Genomic DNA, 22,741 nt, shown 5'->3' with positions numbered 1-22,741 from the left:
GCGGTTTGGAGCCAACGGGAAAAAAGTTGTCGCAGCCGGCGGCAGACGGGTTGCCGGTTTGTCGCGACGCAACTATAAGCGCTCACATCTGAGCGCGCCCATCGTCTAGCGGTCAGGACACCGCCCTTTCACGGCGGTAACAGGGGTTCGATTCCCCTTGGGCGTACCAGCAATTTCAACTTGGCATATGTCTATCGCCAGCGTGATGCTGCGCAAGCTTTGCTGGACCCGCCACTCTGATGGGGATGTCGGCAAGAAGGGGCGAAGACAGACTGAAGATTGTGTCGAAGGCTTCCTACGCCCGCAGTCCCCTCGCCTCGCCGCCGCGCTTGCGTGGAACCATCATGTCCCTGGCAAGGAGGCCGCTCACCCGGCAAAAGGCCATGAAGGCCCGCCATGCGTCTTCGGTCTCGACGATGTCCACCGTGGCACCAAAACAGGCGTTGAATGCGGCCTGGTAGGTTGGCCCCTTCCGGCGAACCGGCCACGTTTGCAGGAAATCGAGCGCCTGCTCGACACTGTAGATTTCCTCGACCGGCTGGCCGGGCACAGGCGCGATCCGCACCGGCACCTCGAATTGCAGTCTGTCCATTCGATCTCTCCCGAACCCGACGCCCCCGCAGCAACGCCGTTGGTCGCAAAAAAATTGCCGTGGCGGCTTAATGCTTGGGCCGCTTCTCGCCCAGAAATGTGTCGTCACTGCGGTAACCAATGAACCCGACGGAAGCATGGGCCGCTACAGGCAAGGAGAATGCCCCCAGGCGTGAATATCGCCGGTCTTCGGCCGTCGCCGGCAGTTCGTCCTTGAACCTTGCGCTTTCCAGTGCCAAATCTGGGGAGATTTCTCTCGCGGAGGCTCATCCAGCCTCGCATCTCTGCAAGACGGATAAAAATGGTCACCTATCTCGACGCCGCCATGGCACCGCTCAGAAACACCGGCCAGATCCGTCTTTACGACGAGGAAGGTTTTGTCGGCATGCGCAAGGCTTGCGATCTCACCGCGCGCTGCCTCGACGAACTAGTGACGATGGTGGCGCCCGGCGTCACCACCGAAGCGATCGATCGCTTCGTCTTCGAGTTCGGCATGGACCATGGCGCGCTTCCGGCGACGCTCAACTACCGCGGCTACACGAAATCATCCTGCACCTCGATCAACCACGTCGTCTGTCACGGCATACCCGACAGCAAGCCGTTGAAGGATGGCGACATCGTCAATATCGACGTCACCTATATCCTCGATGGCTGGCATGGCGACTCCTCGCGCATGTATCCGGTGGGCACGATCAAGCGTGCCGCGGAGCGGCTGCTCGAAGTCACGTATGAATGCCTGATGCGCGGCATCGCGGCAATCAAGCCGGGCGCCCGCACCGGCGCCATCGGCGCCGCCATCCAGACCTATGCCGAAGCCGAGCGTTGCTCGGTGGTGCGCGATTTCTGCGGCCACGGCGTCGGCCGGCTGTTTCACGACGCGCCGAACATCCTGCATTACGGCAGCGCCAGCGAAGGCGTCGAGATGCGGCCGGGCATGATCTTCACCGTCGAGCCGATGATCAATCTCGGCCGGCCTCATGTAAAAGTGCTGTCGGACGGCTGGACCGCTGTAACGCGCGACCGTTCGCTGTCGGCCCAGTACGAGCACACGATCGGCGTCACCGAGACCGGCTGCGAGATCTTCACGCTGTCGCCAAAAAACCTCGACCGCCCCGGCCTGCGGGCCTAGTGTCTGCAGATCGGGCATTACCTTGCCCGGCAAATGCTGGGTGGGGCAGCCATGAACGGTGACGACGACGAGCGGGCCTTCTTTCCCGAAAGGCCGGTGCGATCTCCCGCCAAGGCGGTGGCCGCCGACAAGCCGCATTATCTCGGCCATCGCGACCGGTTGCGCGAGCGCTTCGCCTCCGGTCCCAACACCCTCCCCGACTATGAACTGCTCGAGCTTTTATTGTTTCGGCTGATCCCGCGCGCCGACACCAAGCCGGTCGCCAAGGCATTGCTGGCACGCTTCGGTACATTGGCCGAGGTCCTCGGCGCGCCCGTCGAGCGCCTGCAGGAGGTGAAGGGTATCGGCCCGGCGGTGGCGCTCGACCTCAAGGTGGTTGCGGCAACGGCGCAGCGCATGGCGCGCGGCGAGATCGCTGGCCGCGAGCTGTTGTCGACCTGGACACAGGTTCTCGAATACTGCCGGTCGGTGATGGCCTTCGAGGAGCGCGAGCAGTTCCGCATCCTGTTCCTCGACAAGAAAAACGCGCTGATCGCCGACGAAGTGCAGCAGGTCGGCACCGTCGACCACACACCGGTCTATCCGCGCGAGGTGGTCAGGCGCGCCTTGGAGCTCTCCGCCACGGCGATCATTCTGGCGCATAACCATCCGTCGGGAGACCCGACGCCGTCGCGCGCCGACATCGAGATGACCAAGCTGATCATCGAGACGGCCAAACCGCTGGGCATTGCCGTTCACGACCACATCATCATCGGCAGGAAAGGCCACTCCAGCATGAAGGGCCTGCTGCTGATTTGATCGAGAATGCCTGCATCACCGCGATCGCGCGCGCACGATGAAGACAGGCGACGATACTGCACTTGGCCAGGCGAGGCGTTATCCCTGCGTCTTCAGCCCCCGAAGCATTGTCACCGCGACAATTGCCGTCAGCAGGACAATCCCCGCGGCAGTCAAGAACGTGATGTCCGCCGCGCTCGTGTACGCGCTTCGCGCTGCCAACAATAACGCGCTGCCGTCGCCGAGACTTGGCGCAAGGCTGCTCGCTGCCCCAATACCGCGTAGCGCGGTCTCTATTGTATTGGCGGGAATACCCGCGGGCATGGTGACGCCGAGCGCAGAGCGATAAAGGAGGGTGGCAAGACTGCCAAGCAAGGCGATGCCTAGCGCGCCACCGAACTCGGAGGCCGTCTCGGAAAGGGCCGAGGCAGCGCCGGATCGCTCCTTGGGCGCCGCGCTTACGACGAGGTCCGCGACGATCGCAATGCCGGGAGCCGAGCCGATCGAGAACAGCACGTTTCCCAGAACAATCAGAACCAAGCTGTGTATTTCCCCGGCGTATGCCATCAGGGCGAGACCGCCAGCAGCAAGCGTCAGGCCGAAGCCGAGGACATAAGCTGGCCGCATCAACCTGAGCACAGCCGAAGTCAACAATGATCCCACGATGAAGCCGAGCCCGGCCGGGATGCTCCAGAGGCCCGCTTCCAGGGGGGTTAGCCCCAAGACCAACTGGAGATACTGGGCGACAAGAACGAGAATTCCGAAGCCAACGAAGAAGTCGAGGACGTTAATGCCGAGCGCCGCCACCACAGCCGGCCGCTTGAACAGGCGCAAGTCAAGCAGCGGATCGGGCAAGCTCATCTGCCGCCTTGCGAACACCACTCCGAACAACAGGCCTAGTGCGACCGCGGATGCCGCCCACACGACACTGCCGCCCTCAGCAACTAGCTTGATCCCGAAGACGATCGGCAACACAGCTGCCAAAGACAAGGCAGCACTTAGGATATCAAGTCGCCCGGCGTTTGGGGTCCTGTGCTCGGGCAGCAATACCGGTCCGACTATCAGCAGAAGCGCCGTAATGGGGAGAGGCACCAGAAACACGGCTCCCCACCAGAAGTGTGATAGAAGCAGACCACCAACGACCGGGCCGATCGCGCCGCCAAACGAGAAACTCGCGACCCAGACGCTTACAGCGAAGGTCCGCTGACGGTCGCGGAACATGTTGCTGATGAGAGATAGCGTCGAGGGCGCCAGCGTTGCGCCAGCAATCCCGAGCAGCGCCCGAGCCAGGATGAGCATCTCGGCACTGCGCGCAAAGGCTGCGACCAGCGACAGGAGCCCGAAAGACGTAGATCCAATCAGCAGCAGCTTCCGCCGGCCGATGCGATCGCCAAGAGCTCCCATGATGAGGAGCGACCCGGCCGCCAGAAAGCCGTAGATGTCCACGATCCAGAGCAGTTGCGCGGCCGTGGGCTTGAGGTCGGCGCTTAGCGATGGCACGGCCAGGTTCAGCACGGTCAGATCCATCGCGTAGAGTATGCAGGGCAGCGCGATGATGGCGAGGCCGATCCATTCGCGATGCGTGGCTCGGCCCGCGTGCAGGCCGGTGGTGTCGGATGTGCCCATTGCCATCTCCCGATTGTTGAAGTCCGCTGACGGCTTGCCTGGCTGCTTACGCCGCTATCATTCAAAGCGAAGACAAGCGCGGCTTTGTGGCCTCCAAGGCCTCACCAGCGGACCAAAGCGCAACCCCGAGAAGCGTCAGGTCCTTGACGATGAAGGCGCCAAGCGCCGGGTCGAGTTGCGGCGTGGTGACGAGGAAACTCAGCGTGACCACCAGCGAGGCAGCGATGCCGTAACTGCCAATTGCCGAGACCCATGGCGTAAAGGGACGCGAGGCCATCATGAGAGCCAAGGCGATCTCCACAACGCCGATGAGGTCCGAGGACAGCTGCTGATTAAGCAGTCCGGGGAGCCAGAATAAGAACGGGCTGTGAACAAGCAACGGATGAATCGCCGTCGCTTCCGCCGCAGTGAACTTCGCCACTCCGAACAACACGAAAAATAGGACAACGCTATACCGAGCTACCACCTGCCCTGCCACCAGGGTCCATTTCTGCAAAGTTGTCATGACTTTTTTTCCTTGATGTGTGCGTGCTACACGCACATAATAAGTCATATAATTGCTAGCGCCGTCAACCCCTCATGATAAAGACTGCCGCCATGACACGTTTGAGAACCGCCAATATGCTTGCCGCCTTCGCTGGCGAAATCGCTGAACGCGTGGACGCGACCCTCAAAAGTCACCCCAACCAAACCGACTCTGCCTCAGCTGCGCTCAACATCATGGGCTTTTGGGAGGGCATCACCAACGCGCAGCTCGCGCGGGCGCTAAACCTCTCGCACACTGCGACGGTGCGTCTGGTCGACAAGCTTGAGGCTCAGGGTTTCGTCGAAGCTCGCAAGGGTGAAGACAAGCGTGCCACGCACCTCCACGTCACTCCGGCCGGCCGCAAAGCCGTATTGCCCGCTCTCGTCGCACGTTGCGCGGCGGTCAATGACTATCTTGGGGTCCTCACCGGAGCTGAAGAAAAACAACTCACCGGCCTCCTCGAAAAGCTGATGCGCCCACTAGCAACGGATGCATACGGGGTCAGCCATTTTTGCCGCCTCTGCGAATTTGCGGCGTGTCCCGGGGACCAGTGCCCGATGCACGCCAACATGGAGTCTTGGCCCGAAATTTGACGGACCATCCACCTTGCCTCGCGAGATCCGGACGCTGACTCGGCGACGTCGCGAGGCGAGAAGCACCACGGCAACATTCGCGGGACGTCTGATTTTACAAAAAGAATCTCGCGAGCTGCCGTGCTTCGCGCAAACTTAGCGTAGGCGACTGTGAGGGAGCGTGAAGGGTCACGTTGGTTCACGGACTACGGAATACAGGCCCATACCCCAGCGATTTCTCCAAATCCAAGAAAATTCTGTCAGTTCAATGCGATGGGTCCTGAGGGAAGACTGGCGCATAACCATCCGTCGGGAGACCCGACGCCGTCGCGCGCCGACATCGAGATGACCAAGCTGATCATCGAGAAACCGCTTGGCATTGCCGTTCACGACCACATTATCATCGGCAGGAAAGGCCACTCCAGCATGAAGGGCCTGCTGCTGATTTGAGGTTTGTTGTTTTCAGCTTTGTTGCGCGGATGTACCGCGACGCTCAAGGCGGGTCGGGTCGGTAAACTCCGGCGCCGAGGCTCAGCTGGCCGTGCGCAGGCGCCGCGATCGGACAAAGGTCTTAAGTCCCTCGGAATCGAACGCGTGGCCGAAGGCATAACCCTGCAATATGTCGCAGCCCAGGCCCTTGAGTAGCCGTGCATGCTGCATCGTCTCGACGCCTTCCGCCACGACCTCGATACCCAGCGACTTGCCGATTTCAATGATCGACGAGACAACCTGCCTTCTCTGCGGCGATTTGACGATTGGGGTGACCAGCTGCCGATCTATCTTCAGCCGGCGAGGCTGCAACTTCAGCAAACTGACCATCGAAGCGTAACCAGTACCAAAATCGTCTATTTCGATGTCAATCCCCAGTTCTTTTATCTGCTCGATGTTCCAGGTGACAAGATCGTCGTTCTCGTCCAGGAAAATCGACTCAACAAGCTCGAACGAAACTGTTCCTTTCTTGATGTTTTGTTCTCGCAGGCTCTTGATGAGCTCCTCGTCTTGAAGGCGCCTCGCCGAGACATTGACCGACACCCGCGGAATGTGAAGTTTTGCAGCGGACCACTCTTCGAAATCCGAAAGCGATTGCTTCAATATGGCTTGATCGATGATCGAGACGACGTTCAGTTCTTCTGCAATCCTCAGGAAGATGTCGGGCGCCAAAATACCCTTTACTGGATGTCGCCACCTCGCCAGCGCCTCAACCCCAACGATTTCGAGCGTCTTTGCGTCAAATTGGGGCTGGTAGAACGGGATGAACTCGTTGCGCTCGAGGCCGCCGAGAATTTCGTCGGCAATCCGCTTTGTATCGACGATTTCGCTTTGCATCGCGTCGGTGAAGAATTCGTATCGATTGCGCCCACGCCTCTTTGCTCGGTAAAGCGCAATATCGGCGTTCACCAGCAGGTGTTTGGCTTCGACATCTTTTCCGTTGTCGACAGCGATTCCCACGCTGACGCCAAAACGGCATCGATGGCCCTGATAGTAGACGGGTTCGCGCATCTGGCTGATGACCCGATTGGCCAGCAGCGCCAGTTGCTTGGTATCGTCGCGTACCACGCACAAAACGATGAATTCGTCTCCTCCGATGCGGGCGACGAATCCCTCGTCGCCGACCTTCGATCTGAGGACTGTCGACGCGTGAACCAACATTGCGTCACCGGCGGCGTGGCCCAGCGTATCGTTGATGTGCTTGAACCGATCCAGATCGATGTGAAGCAGTGCCGCATGCCCGCCGGAGCGCCTGGCGTTTGCGGCGTAGTCTTCCAGGACCTGGTCGAGGTAACGCCGGTTGGGCAAGCCGGTCAGCGAGTCATGAAGCGCGATGTGCTCTATGCGCGCCTTGGCCGACTCGAGTTCTGCATTTTTCGACTCGGACAGTTGTTTTGCGCGAACCAGATCCTTGTTCAGCAGGACGTCGGCGGTCACGTCCCATTCCGCACCGATCATTTTTGGGGTGTCGTTTGCGGCCCGGTAAAGGATCGCCTTGGACCGGACATGACGGACTTCGCCATTCGGGCGCACAATCCGGTACTCCGACAAATATGGTCGTCCGCTGGCCACCGCCCTATCGAAATCTGCGTTGGCGCCAGCCAGATCATCTGGATGGATCGCTCCCGCCCAGTCTGTGTAGCCCCGGTGCTCCCCCGCTGGTTTGCCATATATTTCATTGACGCGTTCATCCCATGTAAGCTCGTTGGTCGCGAGATCGTGTTCCCAAACCCCGATGGCCGAAGCTTCCAGAGCGAGTTCAAGGCGTCGTGACAATCGGCGCAATTCCGCGTAATTGCGCTGTCTTTCGCCTATCAGACGACCGGTGACCAGGAAGGGGAACACAACCAAGGCTCCGGCCGTCGCCATGATCGCCCGCAACAACCATGCGTTACTTGGCGTCGAAGGCCAGCCATTCTTGGGAATGGCAGCGAGCTGCCACGAGCCGGAAGGAAGCAAAACGTCAGCCGTCACCGGATCGCTTTTACTGATCTCCTCATTGCCGTAGAATTGGCCACCACGGTGACCGAGGGCGTCCCTGCCGATCAGCGCGACGTCGATCCCGAGATCGTCGTCAAGCATGCCGCTCGCTCTGTAAAGGCGCTGCACGTCGACAACGGCGGAAATAATGCCCCAGAACCTTTCCGTGTTGCCCGCGCTCGGCACGAAAACCGGAAAGCGGCCGATGAAGCCTTGTCCTCCCTGCTTCAGCTCGACGGGACCGGCAAGCACCAGCTTGCGTTCATCTCGCGCCCTTAGCGCAGCCGCACGTTGCCGCTCGTTCTTGCGGTAGTCCAGGCCCATCGCCTGCTCGTTACCCTCCATCGGGTACATCAGGGAAACGACCAGATCGGGCGCGCCGGCAATATTGTTCAATTGCGAGTCGGCGCCAAACAGATTGCTCGCCAGAGAGGCGAAGCGTTGCTGTCCCATATAGGGCTCGGTCACAACCGCAGCGACCAATCCACGTACGAGTTGAAGGTTTCCGTTGATATTGCCTTCGAGCTTGGCACGGATGAGATTGACCTTGGTCAGGACGTCCGCACGGACGGCCTGGTCCGAGACGACTTTGTTCTGGTGCTCCGCGAACGCAGCGCTGATAAGTATGACGACAAGCGCGATCGCCGCCGGAATATTTGCCGACGAAAAGACGACCTCCTTGATGCCGCCGAACCTAGCGCGGAAAAAAGCCAATAGGCGATTCCTCAAGTGCCATTTCAGGTTCCCGGGTCGACCCGATGAGGAACATTAGCTTTCAATGTTTAATTTGACCTTCACGCTCCTTAGAGCTTTTGCACTTTCCGACCGTTGCTGATGTTGCAGGCCCGAGCGGCTGGAGCCAGCTGCCGATTTCCACTGCCATCGTCCCACTGATTGCGATGCGCTGGGCGCCGGGGATCCAGCGTCTGCTGACCATTCGCGAGGAGATCTGATGCGAGCAGGAAACGGCGGCCGGCCGCCGTTCCCTGCTCATCTCATGGCGTTCGTCTGTGGAAGCGGACCGACAGTGAGGCCAGCTAGACCAGGCTTGCTCGGAAGATCGAGGAGCGCGAGCGCGATTGCACACTTCGACGCTCCGACCCGAGTACTCAAGAGCGTTGGCCTGGACTAGTGGCCCTCAATCGCCTTGGGAGACACAAGGTATGGTATCTTGCCGACGCTGCGCTTCGTCGCCCCAATGGAATAGGCCATCGGTATCTTGGGAGAGTTCTCGGGCAGGCCGTACATATCCTTGCCGGCCCGCACTGCAAATGAAAAGTGCTGCCACGAAACGGTGTCATGCTCATTGAGAAAATCGAGCGTCAGACCCGCTGAAATCAGCGCATTCACCACGTCACTGATCGGGTGGATCCACTCATAATAGCGAGGATGCTTCAAGATGCGGTCATCGCCGGTGTAGGTCAGTTCCTCGTTCCAGGCGAGCGGCCGAGCTATCGGCGTTCGCCAGTCGTGCTTCAATTCCAGGGCCGCGGCCTTTCGATCGCACTGAAACATCAATGGATGGCCCTCGGCCATGTAGAGGCGGCCGCCGGGTCGCAGGAGATCGGCAACCACCCGCGCCCAACGGAACACGTCGTCCAGCCAGTTTACCGAACCCCAGGTAACGTAAGCGATGTCAAAGGTCCGACCGAGCGCTTCCACCGCCTCGAACAGTGGCGCTTCCACGAAGCGCACGTCGGTGCCTGCCTTCGCAGCAAAATCCCGCGCCGCCACGATCGCCGTCGGTGAAAAGTCGAGCCCGGTCACGCTGCCTGCGCCGAGATTCTTAAGGCTGATCGTGTCAAGACCGATGTGACACTGCAGGTGGACGATATCCTTGCCGGCGATATCGCCGAGCTCGCGCGTTTCCAGCTCATAGAGATTGGATCCGCCGGCCAGCACATTCTCGATGTGGTAGCTGCCCGTTGTGTCGGTCGAGTGCAGTTCGGCCCGATCATCCCAATTAAGGCGGTTCGCGCCCAGAAACCGTTCCAAATTCCCCCCACCCCTGACTGACGCATGGTAAACAAGTCGTTAAAGTACCTTTGCAGCGAAAGTATCGCGCGTCAATCCGGATCGGGCGGCAGTGCGCCGCCGCTCGCGAAAGCCATAGCTCCGGGAAGGCTTGCTGCTGATCAAAGGCTTCTGGCGCAATCGCCGCGCCCGGCGACAAGACCCCGCAGGCGCTCCCTGACGCCGCCGTCGTGGTCTGCATGTGGATTAGTCGGTTCCTCAGCCCCCGCGGCCACCATCGCGATGTTTCTGGAGAGCTCGTTTGCGGGGTCAACTGCGTCTGCTCTGCCGCTCGTGAGTGCTCGGTAGAGTGCCACATAATCGCTGCACATGCGCTCGACCGTGAACCGCTTCTCGAACGTCTGCCGCACTCGTGCGCGCTCGAGGCTGTCTATCCGCCGGAGCGCGCCCACAGCTTCCTCCACCGTATCCACGATCCATCCGGACACACCGTGATCGATGATCTCCGGGACGGCGCCACGCCGGAACGCAATCACCGGCGTACCGCAGGCCATTGCTTCGATCGTTACGAGCCCGAAGGGTTCCGGCCAGTCGATCGGAAACAAAAGCGCTGTCGCATTGCCCAGAAAATCCGCCTTTTGCCGCTCATCGATCTCGCCAATGAACTCCACGTTCGAATGCCGCAGCACTTGCGGCTCGACCCTTTCCTTCCAGAACGACTGGTCCACCTTGTCGATCTTGGCGGCGATCTTCAGAGGAATCCCGGCCCGCGCTGCTATTTCTATGGCCGTTTCCGGCCCCTTTTCCGGCGAGATACGACCGAGAAATGCAAGATAGCCAGAGGTGTTCGGGTGGAATGGCAAAAGATCGCGGGGCAGGCCGTGATGCACGGTTCCAACCCAATTGACGGGCGGCATGGGCCGGCGCTGGTCGAAGGAAATCGAGACTAGGGGAACGTCGTCGAACATCGCATAAAGCTGCGCCAGATCGGGCAGGTCGAGCCTGCCGTGAAGCGTGGTAACCGTTCGTCTGGCAAAATCCCGAATTATGGGGAAGTGCAGAATATCGACGTGGAAATGCAAAACGTCGAATTCATCGGCTCGCCGGCGCACCCGTTCAAGCATCATGACATGGTGCGGAACACCGTCCAGAACCCTGGGATTCAGGCGCAACGCGACCTCGCAACACGGCACCAGCTCGGCTGACGTACGAGAATCGCCGCTGGCGAACAGCGTCACCTCGTGGCCCTGTCGGACAAGTTCTTCGGTCAGATACGACACAATTCGCTCGGTTCCACCGTAGGTTCGGGGCGGCACGGATTCGGTTAGCGGCGCGATCTGGGCTATTTTCATTTAGAAAATCTTTTCGGCGGCAACCGCCGTCTTTCAAACAAGCTTCGGCGGCAACCAAGACAAGCGAGAGCTTCCCGTTGCAAAGTATTCTATGCAGAGCGTATTTATAGTTGTGCCGTCCGTGCTCCTCCCGCGCAATCAGGTTGCCCTTATTCAATTCCTCTGGATCCAAGAACTGCGATCCCTGAGAAATGTTTCACCGGCTCGATAAAAAGACAGAATGAGCTACGCGCCGCCGCCCCACCGCCCCTGACCAGGTAGCTTTGGGATTGCTCGATCACCATCAATTGATCCAGGCGTGCCGGTGCCCAATGGAACATAAAGCCCGGAAATCAGTTACATAGCCGGATTTGACTGGAGTTCGCCAGTGCGCAACTCCGGCCGGGCAAGGGCACTGCCGTGACACGGAGTGAGCGGCTTCGGGCGTATCGCGCCGAACTCAGGCACCACCTTGCCGAACTCGGGAGCCATAAACGCTCCCTATGGAGGATGCCATGAACCAGTGGACAAACGCCAGGCTCTGTGACGTAGCCAACCTGATCCTTGGGGCAATTCTGTTCTTTTCTCCCTGGATCTTCGCCTTTGCGGCAGGCCCGCAGACGCAGAACGCCCTCGGCAGCGGAATCTTGATCGTCGTGCTTTCGATTGCCGCCCTCGCGGCATTTGCCGTGTGGGAAGAGTGGGTGAATCTGGTCGTCGGACTGTGGGTCCTCGTGTCTCCCTGGGTGCTTGGATTCCAGGCGACAACGGCGATGACCGTGCATGTCGTGATCGGCATTCTGGTCGCCGTCCTGGCCGCTCTCGAGCTCTGGATGATGTATCAGAACCCGCCGACCCAGTCCGCCGCCTAGCAAGCGCAGCCACCCGGCGCCCTTCTTAGGCCTGACGGATCTGCCGGCCTCTCGGCAACAGCCGCCGGAGGCCGGATGGCAGTTTGTTTGGACGAGAACTGCGAAGGATGGCGCATTATGGTCGGTAACAATCCGCGTTCGACGGCCAGGATTGCGGGACATCCCATTCATCCGATGCTCGTGCCATTTCCGATCGCCTGCTTCGTCGGCACCCTGCTGACGGATCTGGCCTACTGGCGAACAGCGGAGATGATGTGGGCTGACTTCTCAGCTTGGCTGGTTACCGTCGGCGTGATCATGGGCTGCCTTGCAGCGATCGCGGGGCTGATCGATTTCCTGGCTAATCCGCTGATAAGGGCACAGCCCCCCGCCTGGCCGCACGTGCTCGGCAATCTTCTGGCGCTGGCGTTGTCCATCATCAACATGCTCGTGCACACCCGCGATGCATGGACCTCCATCGTTCCCACCGGCTTAATCCTCTCGGCGGTTGTCGTGCTCATCCTCATCTTCACTGGTTGGCTGGGCTGGTCCATGGTTTACCGGCATCACGTCGGAGTGGCGGATTGATGCGCGTAGCAAGCTCCATCAGTCAGACCAGGCGCATCGCGGTGTCCGTCCTCATTGGCACTGCGGTGATCACGCTTGCCGCATGCAGCGGCAACGACCCAGATCCCGGCAGGCAGATAGGGCCAAATCCAAACCTGCCCGAACCGATCCAATATTTCTTCCCGCCCATGCATCTCGCTTCCGCGGTCGGATGGAAGAACGACGAGAAGCCGACCGTCGCGCAGGGGCTGCAGATCCAGGCCTTTGCCCACGGCCTGCAGCATCCGCGGTCGCTTTACGTGCTGCCCAATGGCGACGTCCTGGTGGTCGAGTCCAAGGCGCCGGCTGGCGAACCGATCAAACGGCCCAAGGATTTGGTGATGGGCTGGATCGAATCCTGGGTCACCTCGGGCGGCGACAGCGGCCCGAGCAATCGTATCACGCTGCTGCGCGACGCCGATGGCGATGGCAAGCCGGAGCTGACCAGCGTATTCCTCGACCACCTGACCTCCCCCTTCGGCGTGGCGCTGGTGGGAAGCGATCTCTACGTCGCCAATACCGATTCCATCATCCGCTATCCCTACAACACCGGTGACACAAAGATCACCGCGCCCGGAACGCCGCTCACCGCCCTGCCCGGCGGCCCGATCGACCACCATTGGACAAAGAGCCTGGTGGCAAGCCCCGACGGCTCGCTGCTCTATGTCGGCGTCGGCTCGAACAGCAACGTCGCCGAAAACGGCATTGAGGCGGAGAAGAACCGCGCCGCCATCTGGCAGGTAGACAGGGCCACCGGCCGGTCACGCATTTTCGCCAGCGGTTTGCGCAATCCAAACGGCCTGAGTTGGGAGCCGCAAACCGGGGCGCTCTGGGCAGTGATCAATGAGCGCGACGAGCTCGGCCCCAATCTCGTGCCGGATTATCTGACGTCGGTAAAGGATGGCGGCTTCTACGGATGGCCATACAGCTATTATGGCCAGCATCTCGATCCCCGCGTCATGCCCCAGCGTCCGGACCTGGCCGCGAAAGCGATCGTTCCGGACTATGCGCTGAGTTCCCACGTCGCCCCTCTGGGACTGGCCTTCTATACGGCAAACAGCCTCCCCGAGACATATCGCGGCGGCGCCTTCGTTGGCGAGCACGGCAGCTGGAACCGCACGCGCTTCAATGGCTACAAGGTGGTGTTCGTACCATTCAGCGGCGGCCATCCGAGCGGCGTCGCTACCGACGTGGTGACTGACTTCCTGGATAAGGACAACAAGGCGCGCGGCCGGCCTGTCGGCCTGGCTGTAGACAAAACCGGGGCCCTGCTCATCGCTGATGACGTCGGCAACACAGTTTGGCGGGTGACATCTGCCGGCCAATAAAGTGGCTCCACTCCCTTCGTCGAGCTGTCGGTCGAGCAGGTGGAACCGATACTGCTCCAAGCAATCGTGCTGGCGTTCTTCGTCATGCTGCTGTTCCTGCAGAACCTGCGCGCGACGATCGCCGTTCCGGTGATTCTGCCGGGCACATCGGCGTGCCGCCATTGCCGGTTACTCGACGCTGACGATGTTTGCAGCGCGCTCGCCATCGGGCGGCTGAGCTGGAATTGGATGAAGGCCTGCCCTGATCACCGCCGAGCCTAAGGACCGCCAGCGCCGAGAAATGGTATTTTTGCCCTTCCCACAGCCGGCTCTAGAATTTTCATCGCAAATCAAGTTATGATGCACTTGGTATTTCCCGGGACGGCTTTGCGCCGCTTGGAATACCGGGAGGAACCGGGACATGGCCGTTGCGCTTGTACTCGTTCTGATAGTCGTGGGCTCGGTGTTGTTCCACTTCCTGAGCCCATGGTGGTGGACGCCGATTGCCTCGAACTGGGACTATATCGACAACACCATCATTATAACTTTCTGGATCACCGGCGTCGTCTTCGCCGCCGTGGTTCTTTTCATGGCCTATTGCGTCTTCCGCTTCCGTCATCGGGAAGGCAATCAGGCGGCATATGAACCTGAGAACAGGCGGCTCGAATCCTGGCTGACGGTCGTCACCGCAGTTGGCGTCACGGCTTTGCTGGTTCCCGGCCTGTTCGTCTGGAGCCGGTTCGTTAACGTTCCAAGCGACGCAACAGAGGTCGAAGTCGTCGGCCAGCAGTGGCAATGGAGTTTCCGCCTCCCCGGCAAGGACGGCAAGCTCGGCACATCCGACACTCGCGACGTCAACGCTGAAAATCCACTCGGCGTCATCGCCACCGATGTCAACGGCCAGGACGATGTCGTAGTGGAAGCGGCCGACCTGCACCTCCCGCTTGGCAAACCGGTCAAGATGCTGCTCCGCTCGATCGATGTGCTGCACGATTTCTACGTGCCGGAATTCCGCGCCAAGATGGACATGATCCCGGGCTCGGTCACCTATTTCTGGTTCACTCCGACCAAGACCGGAACCTTTCAGGTCCTGTGTGCCGAACTCTGCGGCCAGGGACATCCGATGATGCATGGCGTGGTCATGGTCGATACTCAGGAAGACTATCTGGCGTGGCTTGGCCAGCAGCAGACTTTTGCGCAGCTGTCCGCGCCCCAGCAGATGGGCTCGGCGGAGTAGGAAACCGGAACGACGGCGCGCCGTCGGGATTGAAAATAGTGCGGCAAGCCCGAACTGTCGGGCTGGCCGAAAAGGGCACGGAGGTGTTCCTATGGTCGATATCACACCTGCAGATGCGGTACCGCCGGCCGAAGTCGCGGAAATGGAACTCTACCATCCGCACAGCTGGTGGACGAAATACGTCTTCTCGCAGGATGCCAAGGTCATCGCCATCCAGTATTCGGCGACGGCGACGGCGATCGGCATGGTGGCGCTGGTGTTGTCCTGGCTGATGCGGCTGCAGCTCGGTTTCCCCGGCACGTTCGATTTCATCACCCCGGAGGCCTACTACCAGTTCATCACCATGCACGGCATGATCATGGTGATCTACCTGCTCACGGCACTCTTCCTGGGCGGCTTCGGCAACTATCTGATCCCGTTGATGGTTGGTGCTCGCGACATGGTCTTTCCCTATGTCAACATGCTGAGCTACTGGATCTATCTGCTCGCCGTGCTGGTCCTGGTGTCGAGCTTCTTTGCGCCTGGCGGACCGACGGGTGCCGGCTGGACGCTCTATCCGCCGCAGGCGATCATGACCGGTACGCCAGGCGGCCAGGACTGGGGCATCATCCTGATGCTTGTCTCGCTGATCCTGTTCATCGTCGGCTTTACCATGGGCGGCTTGAACTATGTCGTGACGGTGCTGCAGGGCCGCACGCGCGGCATGACGCTGATGCGCCTTCCGCTTACTGTCTGGGGTATTTTCACCGCCACCGTCATGGCGCTGCTCGCCTTCCCGGCGCTGTTCGTCGCCTGCGTGATGATGCTGCTCGACCGGGCGCTCGGCACCAGCTTCTTCATGCCGGCGATCGTCGAGATGGGCGAACAGTTGCAGCACGGCGGCGGCAGCCCGATCCTGTTCCAGCATCTGTTCTGGTTCTTCGGCCATCCAGAGGTCTACATCGTGGCGCTTCCGGCCTTCGGCATCGTATCCGACCTGATCAGCACCCATGCGCGCAAGAACATCTTCGGCTACCGCATGATGGTCTGGGCCATCGTCGGCATCGGCGCGCTGAGTTTCGTGGTCTGGGCGCACCACATGTATGTCAGCGGCATGCATCCCTATTTCGGCTTTTTCTTCGCCACCACGACATTGATCATCGCCGTTCCAACAGCCATCAAGGTCTATAACTGGGTACTGACGCTGTGGCGCGGCGACATCCATCTCACCATACCGATGCTTTTTGCCCTGGCCTTCATCGTCACCTTCGTCAATGGCGGGTTGACTGGGTTATTTCTCGGCAATGTCGTCGTCGACGTTCCACTGTCGGACACGATGTTTGTCGTCGCCCATTTCCATATGGTCATGGGGGTCGCTCCAATCATCGTGATTTTCGGCGCGATCTATCACTGGTATCCGAAGGTCACCGGCCGGATGCTGAACGAGACACTGGGCCGGTTCCATTTCTGGGTCACCTTCCTCGGCGCCTATCTGATCTTCTTTCCCATGCACTATCTCGGCTTGATGGGCGTGCCGCGGCGCTACAACGAATTGACCGACATGACGGTGATGACGGAATCGGCCCACCACCTGAACTCGTTCATCAGCATCATGGCTTTTATCGTCGGTTTTGCCCAGATTGTGTTTCTGTTCAATCTCCTCTGGAGCATCCGCCATGGCCGTGAGGCTGGCGGCAATCCGTGGCGGGCAACGACGCTCGAGTGGCAGACGCCGGAAACCCCGCCCGCCCACGGCAATTTCGGCAAGGATCTGCCGATTGTCTATCGCTGGGCCTATGACTACAGCGTACCGGGCGCCAAGGAGGACTTCATACCGCAAAACGTTCCGGGCTCCTTCGCACCCTCCAGGGAGCCGGCATGAGCGTAATCCTGGTCTTCCTGCTCGTGATCGCCGGTATTGCCGGGTGGTGGCTCTCCCACCAGCGGCTAATGACGAAGCCGTGGCTCGAGCAAGGTATGATCGGGGATTTTGTCGCCCTGGACCGATCAGCGCTGCCGACTGCAAAGATCGGTCTCGGCGTCTTCCTTGCCGTCGTCGGCTGCCTGTTCGCGCTGTTCACCAGTGCTTACTTCATGCGCATGGCGCTGTCGGATTGGCGGCCGCTGCCCATCCCGCCCCTGCTCTGGCTTAACACCGGCGTACTGGTCTTGAGCAGCATTGCGATACAGTGCGCTTCGCTCGCGGCGCGCAAGGGTCAAGTGGACATGGTCAGGCTCGGCCTTGCCACCGCTGGACTCACGGCGCTCGTCTTCCTGATTGGACAGCTTGTGGCATGGCGGGAACTGAGTGCGGACGGCTATTTTCTGGCGTCCAATCCGGCCAACAGCTTCTTCTACCTGCTAACGGGAATGCATGGCCTGCACATACTGGGGGGGTTGGTCGGGCTGGGCAGAACGAGCGTCGGCGCCTGGAACGGGGCGCAGCCGCAGCGGCTTCGCCTCAGCGTCGAGCTGTGCGCCATGTACTGGCATTTCCTGCTTTTCGTCTGGCTCGCCATCTTCGCTCTTCTGGCCGGCTGGGCTTCGACTTTGATCGACATTTGCCGAGGGTTGCTGACCTAGGAGGAACGGGCGGATGGCAGAGACGACACTGACCCACATCGGCCGAACGGGGCCGCGCCCCGCAGGCTGGCAAGGCATCGCCGCCGACTGGTCCTCGGATCAGCGGGCGTTCAAAAACGTGTCCTGGGGCAAGGCCATGATGTGGATCTTCCTGCTCAGCGACACGTTCATCTTCGGCTGCTTCCTGCTCTCCTACATGACCGCGCGTATCTCAACACGCGTGCCGTGGCCCAATCCGAGCGAGGTCTTTGCCCTGCGCATCGGCGGCTCCGACATTCCGTTGATCCTTATCGCTATCATGACCTTCGTGCTGATCTCGAGCAGCGGAACGATGGCCATGGCGGTCAATTTCGGCTACCGCCGCGACCGCCGCAAGACGGCAGTGCTGATGCTCTTGACCGCAGCACTCGGCGCGACCTTCGTTGGCATGCAGGCCTTTGAATGGACCAAGCTGATCACCGAAGGCGTCCGGCCTTGGGGCAATCCATGGGGCGCTGCACAGTTCGGCGCATCCTTTTTCATGATTACCGGCTTCCACGGCACGCATGTGACGATCGGGGTGATCTTCCTGATCATCGTGGCGCGAAAGGTCTGGCGCGGGGACTACGACGTCGGACGGCCCGGCTTCTTCACCAGCCGGAGGGGCCGCTACGAGAACGTCGAAATCATGGGGCTTTACTGGCATTTCGTCGACCTGGTCTGGGTGTTCATTTTCGCATTTTTCTATCTTTGGTGAGAGGCAGGACATGGCTGAAGCAACCGCAAACGGCCTGGGACAGCATGCGCTGGACCGCGCCCATACCCATGATGCGACGACGACCGGCGTTACCACGGCGGAGGTTCATCAGGAGCACCCGATCAAGCTCTATCTGGTAGTCTGGGCGTGGTTGTTCATCCTCAGCACCTGCTCGTATCTGGTCGACTATTTCGGTCTCCATGGCTATCTCAGATGGTCGCTGATCCTGATCTTCATGATCCTCAAGGCTGGACTGATCGTCGCCATCTTCATGCACATGGCCTGGGAACGGCTGGCGCTGACATATGCGATCATCCTGCCGCCGGTGCTGGTGCTGGTGTTCGTGACGATGATGGTCTTCGAAGCGGACTACACGCTTCTAACCCGAATGGCGTTTTTCGGGGCCGGGCCCTGACATGCAATCCGGCTCCAGGCGGTCCGGTCCTGGAGCCTTCGCCTTGAAACAATCCACGGCTGGTCCATTTCTGTTGGTATCGGAGACGTCAGGCGATGCCGGCGTTTCCATATGCGTCGCGAACACCAGCAAGGGGCGCCCAAGATGACCATCGCAAACAGACTGAAGGATTTCATCGATAGGAAAGGAATTTCCTACGACACCGTCGAGCATCACCGCACGGCGACAAGCAGACAATCCGCCATTGCGGCGCATGTGCCCGGCAGCATAATGGCCAAATCGGTCGTCGTTCACCACGACCGTGGCTACGCGCTGGCCGTGGTTCCAAGCACGCACCGGATAGAACTCGCGACATTGCAGGATGTCATGGACAAGCCCCTTGGGCTAGCCTCCGAAGACGAGGTGGTCTCGTTGTTCGGCGATTGCGACGTCGGCGCTGTGCCGCCGATCGGCGCTGCCTATGATGTGCCGGTGGTCCTCGACGAAAGCCTCGGCGACGCTCCCGAAGTCTATTTCGAGGGCGGCGACCACAAGACGCTTGTGCATGTGAGTGGCAAGGATTTCCGCGACCTGACAAAGGACGCGCGCCAGGCCCGTTTCAGCCACCCGGCCTATTGAAAGCTCTGCCCCCACCCTGCCCGCACCCGGCACTTTCGCCGGTGCGGGCACGGCAGGTTTTCAGCTCACGGTCTGGTGGCCGGCGGCGATTCCACAACTTTCCGATAGACATGCCAGGTGGCATGACCAAGGATCGGCAGCACGACCGCCAACCCGGCGAACACTGGCAGCGAGCCGATGATCAGGGCGACGGCGACAATGAGGCCCCACACCGCCATCACGATCGGGTTGGCCAGGACAACGCGCACCGAGGTGTGGATGGCTTCGTAGGCGCCGACATCGCGGTCGAGCAACAACGGGAATGCGACGACCGTGGTACACAACACAACCGCGGCGAACATGAAGCCGATGGCGTGACCCAGGATGATGAGCGTCCAGCCGCGTCCCGTGGCGAATATTTCACTGATGAAGCTGGACAGCGATTGCGGTGGCGCCGGGCCGAATAGGGTCTGGTAAAATACCTGGGCCGTCAAAAGCCAGGCGATGAAGATCGCAAGCAGCATGATGCCGACCGCCGCGATAGCCGGCAGTGCCGGAGAACTCCTGACCTCAAAGGCGTGCCTCCACGAGGCGTCGAGCCCGGCTTCCCGTCGCCGGCTGATCTCATAGAGGCCGATCGCCGCGAACGGACCAATCAGTGCAAAGCCGGACACAAGCGGAAACAGCAATGGCAGCGTGTTGTTGCCTGATGTCCAGACAGCAAGCACGATTCCCGCAAGCGGATAGATCAGGCAGAGAAAAACGATGTGCGACGGCTTGACCATAAAATCATCGACGCCACGCCTGAGCGCATCAAAAAGATCGGAGACACCGATTTTTCGAATTCTGGTGTGTTCCAGCGTCTCGCTGGCGCCTGCTATCACGTGAAAGCTTGCCATGACCATTCCTCCAGACCAGGTCCGGTAAGGTCGCGTTTTACGGTACTGCCGTTCTGCATGATTGGCCCTCGCAAACCGCGACCTGCACCATGATCAATATACTCTCATGCGGGGAACTTGTCGCGCTTTGTAGGAAGGCCCGGGAGTAAGAGGTCCCGGGTAGCCTGACTAGCTCCAGATGCCGTTCTTCGATATGCTCTTCTAGTCGAAGGTGAAGGTCATGGATGGAAGGACAGTTCTCATACTCGGCCTTGGCGTCGTTATTCTGCTGTTGCTGGGATTTTGTGCTCTGCCAACGTGATGTTTTGAGCAGGGGTCAATAGCCGGCTGACGCGACCACTCGCATTACAATGGTGTCGGCAAGCAGCGCCGCAAAGATTGCGAAAAGATAGACAATCGAATACGCAAATAGCGCCTTTGCCGGCTTCATCTCCTTGTCGGCGACGAGAACCTTCCAGGCCTGCCAAATGAAACCTGCGCCCAATGCGGCTGAAACAGTGCCGTAATATCCGCTCGCAAAGCCGAAGCCCCAAGGAAGCACGCCGATTGGCGCCAATAGCAGCGAATAGGCGAAGATTTGTCTTCTGGTCGAGTCCTGGCCGGCCACATTCGGCATCATCGGGATACCCGCCGCGGCATAGTCGCCGACCTTGAAAAGGGCCAGCGCCCAAAAATGAGGCGGCGTCCAGAGGAAAATGATCAGAAACAGAATGAGACTTTCAATACTGATAGCGCCAGTTGCAGCCGCCCACCCGATCACCGGAGGAAGGGCGCCTGCCGCGCCGCCTATGACAATATTCTGTGGCGTCGAGCGTTTCAGCCACATTGTGTAGATAACGACATAGAAAAAGATGGTGAACGCCAGCAATGATGCGGCAAGCCACCCCACCAGCACGCCGAGCGTCATGACCGACAGTGCGGAAAGCACCAGACCGAAGCCGAGAGCTTCGCCAGGCGTGACGCGGCCGGACGGAATTGGTCGCTTGGACGTGCGAGACATCAAGGCGTCTATGTCTGCGTCGTACCACATATTGAGCGCGCCGGCGGCTCCTGCTCCGACCGCAATTGCGCCGATGGCGATTACGGCGATAACTGGATTCATTACGCCGGGCGCCATCATCAGGCCGACGAAGGCGGTAAAAACGGCAAGCGCCATGACTCGCGGTTTCAAAAGCGCAAAGAAATCACCCGCCGTCGCCTCCGAGAGGCGGATGCCGGTATCCTTGAGACGGCTTTCTTCAGTCGACATTCAGACGACCACCGATGGGAACGGCAGCCTAGCCGGCCAATGTCTTTTTTGCAACGAGCCGCCTCCCGCCTGACGCTGCCGGCAGATTGCGGCCGAGGCTATGCCCCGACCTGTTTGCGATACCAAGATCCGGCGGAAGAGCCGCGTTATTTGGAGAATTGCTTCAGGTAGGCAATGACATTGGCGATGTCCTCGTCTTTCTTGAGGCCGGGAAACGCCATCTTCGTTCCTTTGACCATCGCCTTGGGATCGCGAAGGTAGGTCGTCAGCGTGGCCTCATCCCATTTGACGCCGGACTTGCCAGCTTCGGTCATCGCCTTGGAATAGCTGAACCCCGGATGCGTGCCGGCCGTTCGGCCGATGACGCCGTTCAACGACGGACCGACCTTGTTCTGATCCTTGTCCGCGACGTGGCAGACCTTGCATTTGGCGAAGACCTTCTCACCCGCCACGGCATCCTGGGCCCACGAGGGGCCGGCAATGACGGTCGCGACGGACATGACGACAAAAAACACGATGGCACGCATGGCATTTCCTCCCTGATCGCCAATTTGCCCTGGCTGACCTGCACAGGCCGACATTTAGTACGCTGGCATGCGCTCTTGAATGGCAGAACGGATATCCACTGCCTGGAGTTGCGGCACCTACATACCACAGAACCCGGCCGGCAGGTAGAGTTCGATCATTGAATGGATTAATGCGGATAATCCGCGCTCAAGGCAATTTGGTGTTGCAGGTGGTGGCGATCCGGCCGACGGCCTCTTCAACTCCGGCGAGGTCAAACTCGGCTTTGCCGCGCCCCGACAGCAGCCCGAACCGCCAGGACAGCAGCAGCCGGTCCGCGGAAATCAGTCGTCTGATGCCGTCGGCACCGTCGCGGACCAGCATCCTGCTGCGCGGGCCGACCGACCAGCTTTCGTTGAGCTTGCCGGATTGGCCGACAGTCACCGACATGGCGATGGTTCGGCTGGCGGAAACGGTGTCGCTCAGCTGCAGCCATTCGCTCCAACGCGGTTCGCCGGCGGTCCGGCAGGCGATCGTCAATACCGGGCTGTAACTCAATGCGCCGCCGCCGGTGATGAGCTTGTTGGTCGCGTACAGCGAGGCGGTGACAAGGCCATCGCTGGTCTTGTCGAACCGCCAGTTGTCGAGAACCGTATCAGCCTGAGCGATCCCGCAGACCGACGCAAGCAGGAATGCCGCCATCACGCTTCCGATACCGAAGAACTGTCTCAACGATGCCTCCAACAACCGCTGCGGTCAGCAACCTAGCGCAGATAATCATCA

The 22,741-nt window shown here is 60.2% G+C and carries 22 protein-coding genes, 1 tRNA gene and 2 pseudogenes; 15 read left to right on the top strand and 10 right to left on the bottom strand.

Annotated features, from left to right (window positions below; all coding sequences use genetic code 11):
• The first annotated feature begins 94 nt into the window (after positions 1 to 94).
• Positions 95 to 169: transfer RNA gene (locus RQ479_RS04535), tRNA-Glu, on the top strand.
• Between the two features lie 126 nt (positions 170 to 295).
• On the opposite strand, the gene RQ479_RS04530 is transcribed toward RQ479_RS04535, so the two are convergent.
• Complete coding sequence (locus RQ479_RS04530; protein WP_023678889.1) at positions 296 to 592, bottom strand: DUF982 domain-containing protein; 297 nt, start codon at positions 590 to 592, stop codon at positions 296 to 298.
• A 300-nt stretch (positions 593 to 892) separates the two neighbouring features.
• Between RQ479_RS04530 and map the strand changes: the two genes are divergently transcribed.
• Both map and radC read left to right on the top strand, forming a co-directional pair.
• Positions 893 to 1,720, top strand: a complete 828-nt coding sequence (map, locus tag RQ479_RS04525) for a type I methionyl aminopeptidase (protein WP_376704249.1) — start codon at positions 893 to 895, stop codon at positions 1,718 to 1,720.
• A 51-nt stretch (positions 1,721 to 1,771) separates the two neighbouring features.
• Complete coding sequence (gene radC / locus RQ479_RS04520) at positions 1,772 to 2,518, top strand: DNA repair protein RadC (RefSeq protein WP_376704248.1); 747 nt, start codon at positions 1,772 to 1,774, stop codon at positions 2,516 to 2,518.
• Between the two features lie 78 nt (positions 2,519 to 2,596).
• On the opposite strand, the gene RQ479_RS04515 is transcribed toward radC, so the two are convergent.
• Together RQ479_RS04515 and RQ479_RS04510 are read right to left on the bottom strand one after the other, a co-directional pair.
• Positions 2,597 to 4,123, bottom strand: a complete 1,527-nt coding sequence (locus RQ479_RS04515; RefSeq protein WP_376704247.1) for an MFS transporter — start codon at positions 4,121 to 4,123, stop codon at positions 2,597 to 2,599.
• A 61-nt stretch (positions 4,124 to 4,184) separates the two neighbouring features.
• Entirely contained in the window at positions 4,185 to 4,628 is a 444-nt protein-coding gene (locus RQ479_RS04510; protein WP_376704246.1) for a DUF417 family protein, read from the bottom strand.
• Between the two features lie 92 nt (positions 4,629 to 4,720).
• On the opposite strand from RQ479_RS04510, the gene RQ479_RS04505 reads away from it, so the two are divergent.
• Together RQ479_RS04505 and RQ479_RS04500 are read left to right on the top strand one after the other, a co-directional pair.
• Positions 4,721 to 5,242: a MarR family winged helix-turn-helix transcriptional regulator gene (locus RQ479_RS04505; protein WP_376704245.1), complete on the top strand. Its 522-nt coding sequence runs from the start codon at positions 4,721 to 4,723 to the stop codon at positions 5,240 to 5,242.
• Between the two features lie 270 nt (positions 5,243 to 5,512).
• Positions 5,513 to 5,671, top strand: a pseudogene (locus tag RQ479_RS04500) (JAB domain-containing protein); the annotation flags it as partial.
• A gap of 81 nt (positions 5,672 to 5,752) precedes the next feature.
• Here RQ479_RS04500 and RQ479_RS04495 read toward each other — a convergent pair.
• The 3 genes from RQ479_RS04495 to RQ479_RS04485 all read right to left on the bottom strand — a co-directional run bounded on the left by RQ479_RS04495 (position 5,753) and on the right by RQ479_RS04485 (position 11,016).
• The gene (locus tag RQ479_RS04495) at positions 5,753 to 8,332 is read right to left on the bottom strand and encodes an EAL domain-containing protein (RefSeq protein ID WP_376705869.1); all 2,580 of its coding nucleotides are present in this window, start codon (positions 8,330 to 8,332) and stop codon (positions 5,753 to 5,755) included.
• 486 nt (positions 8,333 to 8,818) lie between these two features.
• Entirely contained in the window at positions 8,819 to 9,685 is an 867-nt protein-coding gene (locus tag RQ479_RS04490; RefSeq protein ID WP_023678894.1) for a bifunctional 2-polyprenyl-6-hydroxyphenol methylase/3-demethylubiquinol 3-O-methyltransferase UbiG, read from the bottom strand.
• A 140-nt stretch (positions 9,686 to 9,825) separates the two neighbouring features.
• Complete coding sequence (locus RQ479_RS04485) at positions 9,826 to 11,016, bottom strand: glycosyltransferase family 4 protein (protein ID WP_376704244.1); 1,191 nt, start codon at positions 11,014 to 11,016, stop codon at positions 9,826 to 9,828.
• 494 nt (positions 11,017 to 11,510) lie between these two features.
• Between RQ479_RS04485 and RQ479_RS04480 the strand changes: the two genes are divergently transcribed.
• From RQ479_RS04480 to RQ479_RS04435, 10 genes and pseudogenes are all read left to right on the top strand, one after another.
• Entirely contained in the window at positions 11,511 to 11,867 is a 357-nt protein-coding gene (locus RQ479_RS04480; protein WP_376704243.1) for an SPW repeat protein, read from the top strand.
• 117 nt (positions 11,868 to 11,984) lie between these two features.
• A complete protein-coding gene (locus RQ479_RS04475) occupies positions 11,985 to 12,434 on the top strand; it encodes a DUF2231 domain-containing protein (protein ID WP_292659902.1) in 450 nt (149 codons plus the stop codon).
• Positions 12,434 to 13,780, top strand: a complete 1,347-nt coding sequence (locus tag RQ479_RS04470) for a PQQ-dependent sugar dehydrogenase (protein WP_376704242.1) — start codon at positions 12,434 to 12,436, stop codon at positions 13,778 to 13,780. The genes RQ479_RS04475 and RQ479_RS04470 overlap by 1 nt, the downstream gene beginning before the upstream one ends.
• Positions 13,781 to 13,786: 6 nt before the next feature.
• A pseudogene (locus RQ479_RS04465) lies at positions 13,787 to 13,973 on the top strand (efflux RND transporter permease subunit); the annotation flags it as partial.
• A gap of 207 nt (positions 13,974 to 14,180) precedes the next feature.
• Positions 14,181 to 14,996, top strand: coding sequence for a cytochrome c oxidase subunit II (gene coxB / locus RQ479_RS04460; protein WP_376704241.1), 816 nt, complete (start codon positions 14,181 to 14,183; stop codon positions 14,994 to 14,996).
• Positions 14,997 to 15,087: 91 nt separating this feature from the next.
• Positions 15,088 to 16,857 carry a cytochrome c oxidase subunit I gene (gene ctaD / locus RQ479_RS04455; RefSeq protein WP_376704240.1) on the top strand — a complete coding sequence of 590 codons (1,770 nt, stop codon included), beginning with the start codon at positions 15,088 to 15,090 and terminating at the stop codon, positions 16,855 to 16,857.
• Positions 16,854 to 17,558, top strand: coding sequence for a cytochrome c oxidase subunit 3 (locus RQ479_RS04450; RefSeq protein ID WP_023678902.1), 705 nt, complete (start codon positions 16,854 to 16,856; stop codon positions 17,556 to 17,558). The genes ctaD and RQ479_RS04450 overlap by 4 nt, the downstream gene beginning before the upstream one ends.
• Before the next feature lie 13 nt (positions 17,559 to 17,571).
• Complete coding sequence (locus tag RQ479_RS04445) at positions 17,572 to 18,294, top strand: heme-copper oxidase subunit III family protein (RefSeq protein ID WP_376704239.1); 723 nt, start codon at positions 17,572 to 17,574, stop codon at positions 18,292 to 18,294.
• A 10-nt stretch (positions 18,295 to 18,304) separates the two neighbouring features.
• Entirely contained in the window at positions 18,305 to 18,709 is a 405-nt protein-coding gene (locus RQ479_RS04440) for a cytochrome C oxidase subunit IV family protein (RefSeq protein WP_352517267.1), read from the top strand.
• Between the two features lie 144 nt (positions 18,710 to 18,853).
• Complete coding sequence (locus tag RQ479_RS04435) at positions 18,854 to 19,327, top strand: aminoacyl-tRNA deacylase (RefSeq protein WP_352466993.1); 474 nt, start codon at positions 18,854 to 18,856, stop codon at positions 19,325 to 19,327.
• 65 nt (positions 19,328 to 19,392) lie between these two features.
• On the opposite strand, the gene RQ479_RS04430 is transcribed toward RQ479_RS04435, so the two are convergent.
• The 4 genes from RQ479_RS04430 to RQ479_RS04415 form a co-directional block, all read right to left on the bottom strand.
• Positions 19,393 to 20,205 carry a DUF2189 domain-containing protein gene (locus RQ479_RS04430; protein ID WP_376704238.1) on the bottom strand — a complete coding sequence of 271 codons (813 nt, stop codon included), beginning with the start codon at positions 20,203 to 20,205 and terminating at the stop codon, positions 19,393 to 19,395.
• Positions 20,206 to 20,521: 316 nt separating this feature from the next.
• Positions 20,522 to 21,454 (bottom strand): heme o synthase, encoded by a 933-nt coding sequence (locus tag RQ479_RS04425; RefSeq protein WP_376704237.1) that lies wholly within the window; start codon positions 21,452 to 21,454, stop codon positions 20,522 to 20,524.
• A gap of 146 nt (positions 21,455 to 21,600) precedes the next feature.
• On the bottom strand, positions 21,601 to 21,954 hold the full coding sequence (locus RQ479_RS04420) for a c-type cytochrome (RefSeq protein ID WP_376705868.1): 354 nt from the start codon (positions 21,952 to 21,954) through the stop codon (positions 21,601 to 21,603).
• A gap of 214 nt (positions 21,955 to 22,168) precedes the next feature.
• Positions 22,169 to 22,690: a hypothetical protein gene (locus tag RQ479_RS04415; protein ID WP_376704236.1), complete on the bottom strand. Its 522-nt coding sequence runs from the start codon at positions 22,688 to 22,690 to the stop codon at positions 22,169 to 22,171.
• Between the last annotated feature and the right edge of the window lie 51 nt (positions 22,691 to 22,741).

Origin of the sequence: Mesorhizobium sp. ISC25 (assembly GCF_042295465.1) — a bacterium.
Classification (GTDB): domain Bacteria; phylum Pseudomonadota; class Alphaproteobacteria; order Rhizobiales; family Rhizobiaceae; genus Mesorhizobium.
This window is presented reverse-complemented; position numbering and strand designations above follow the sequence as displayed.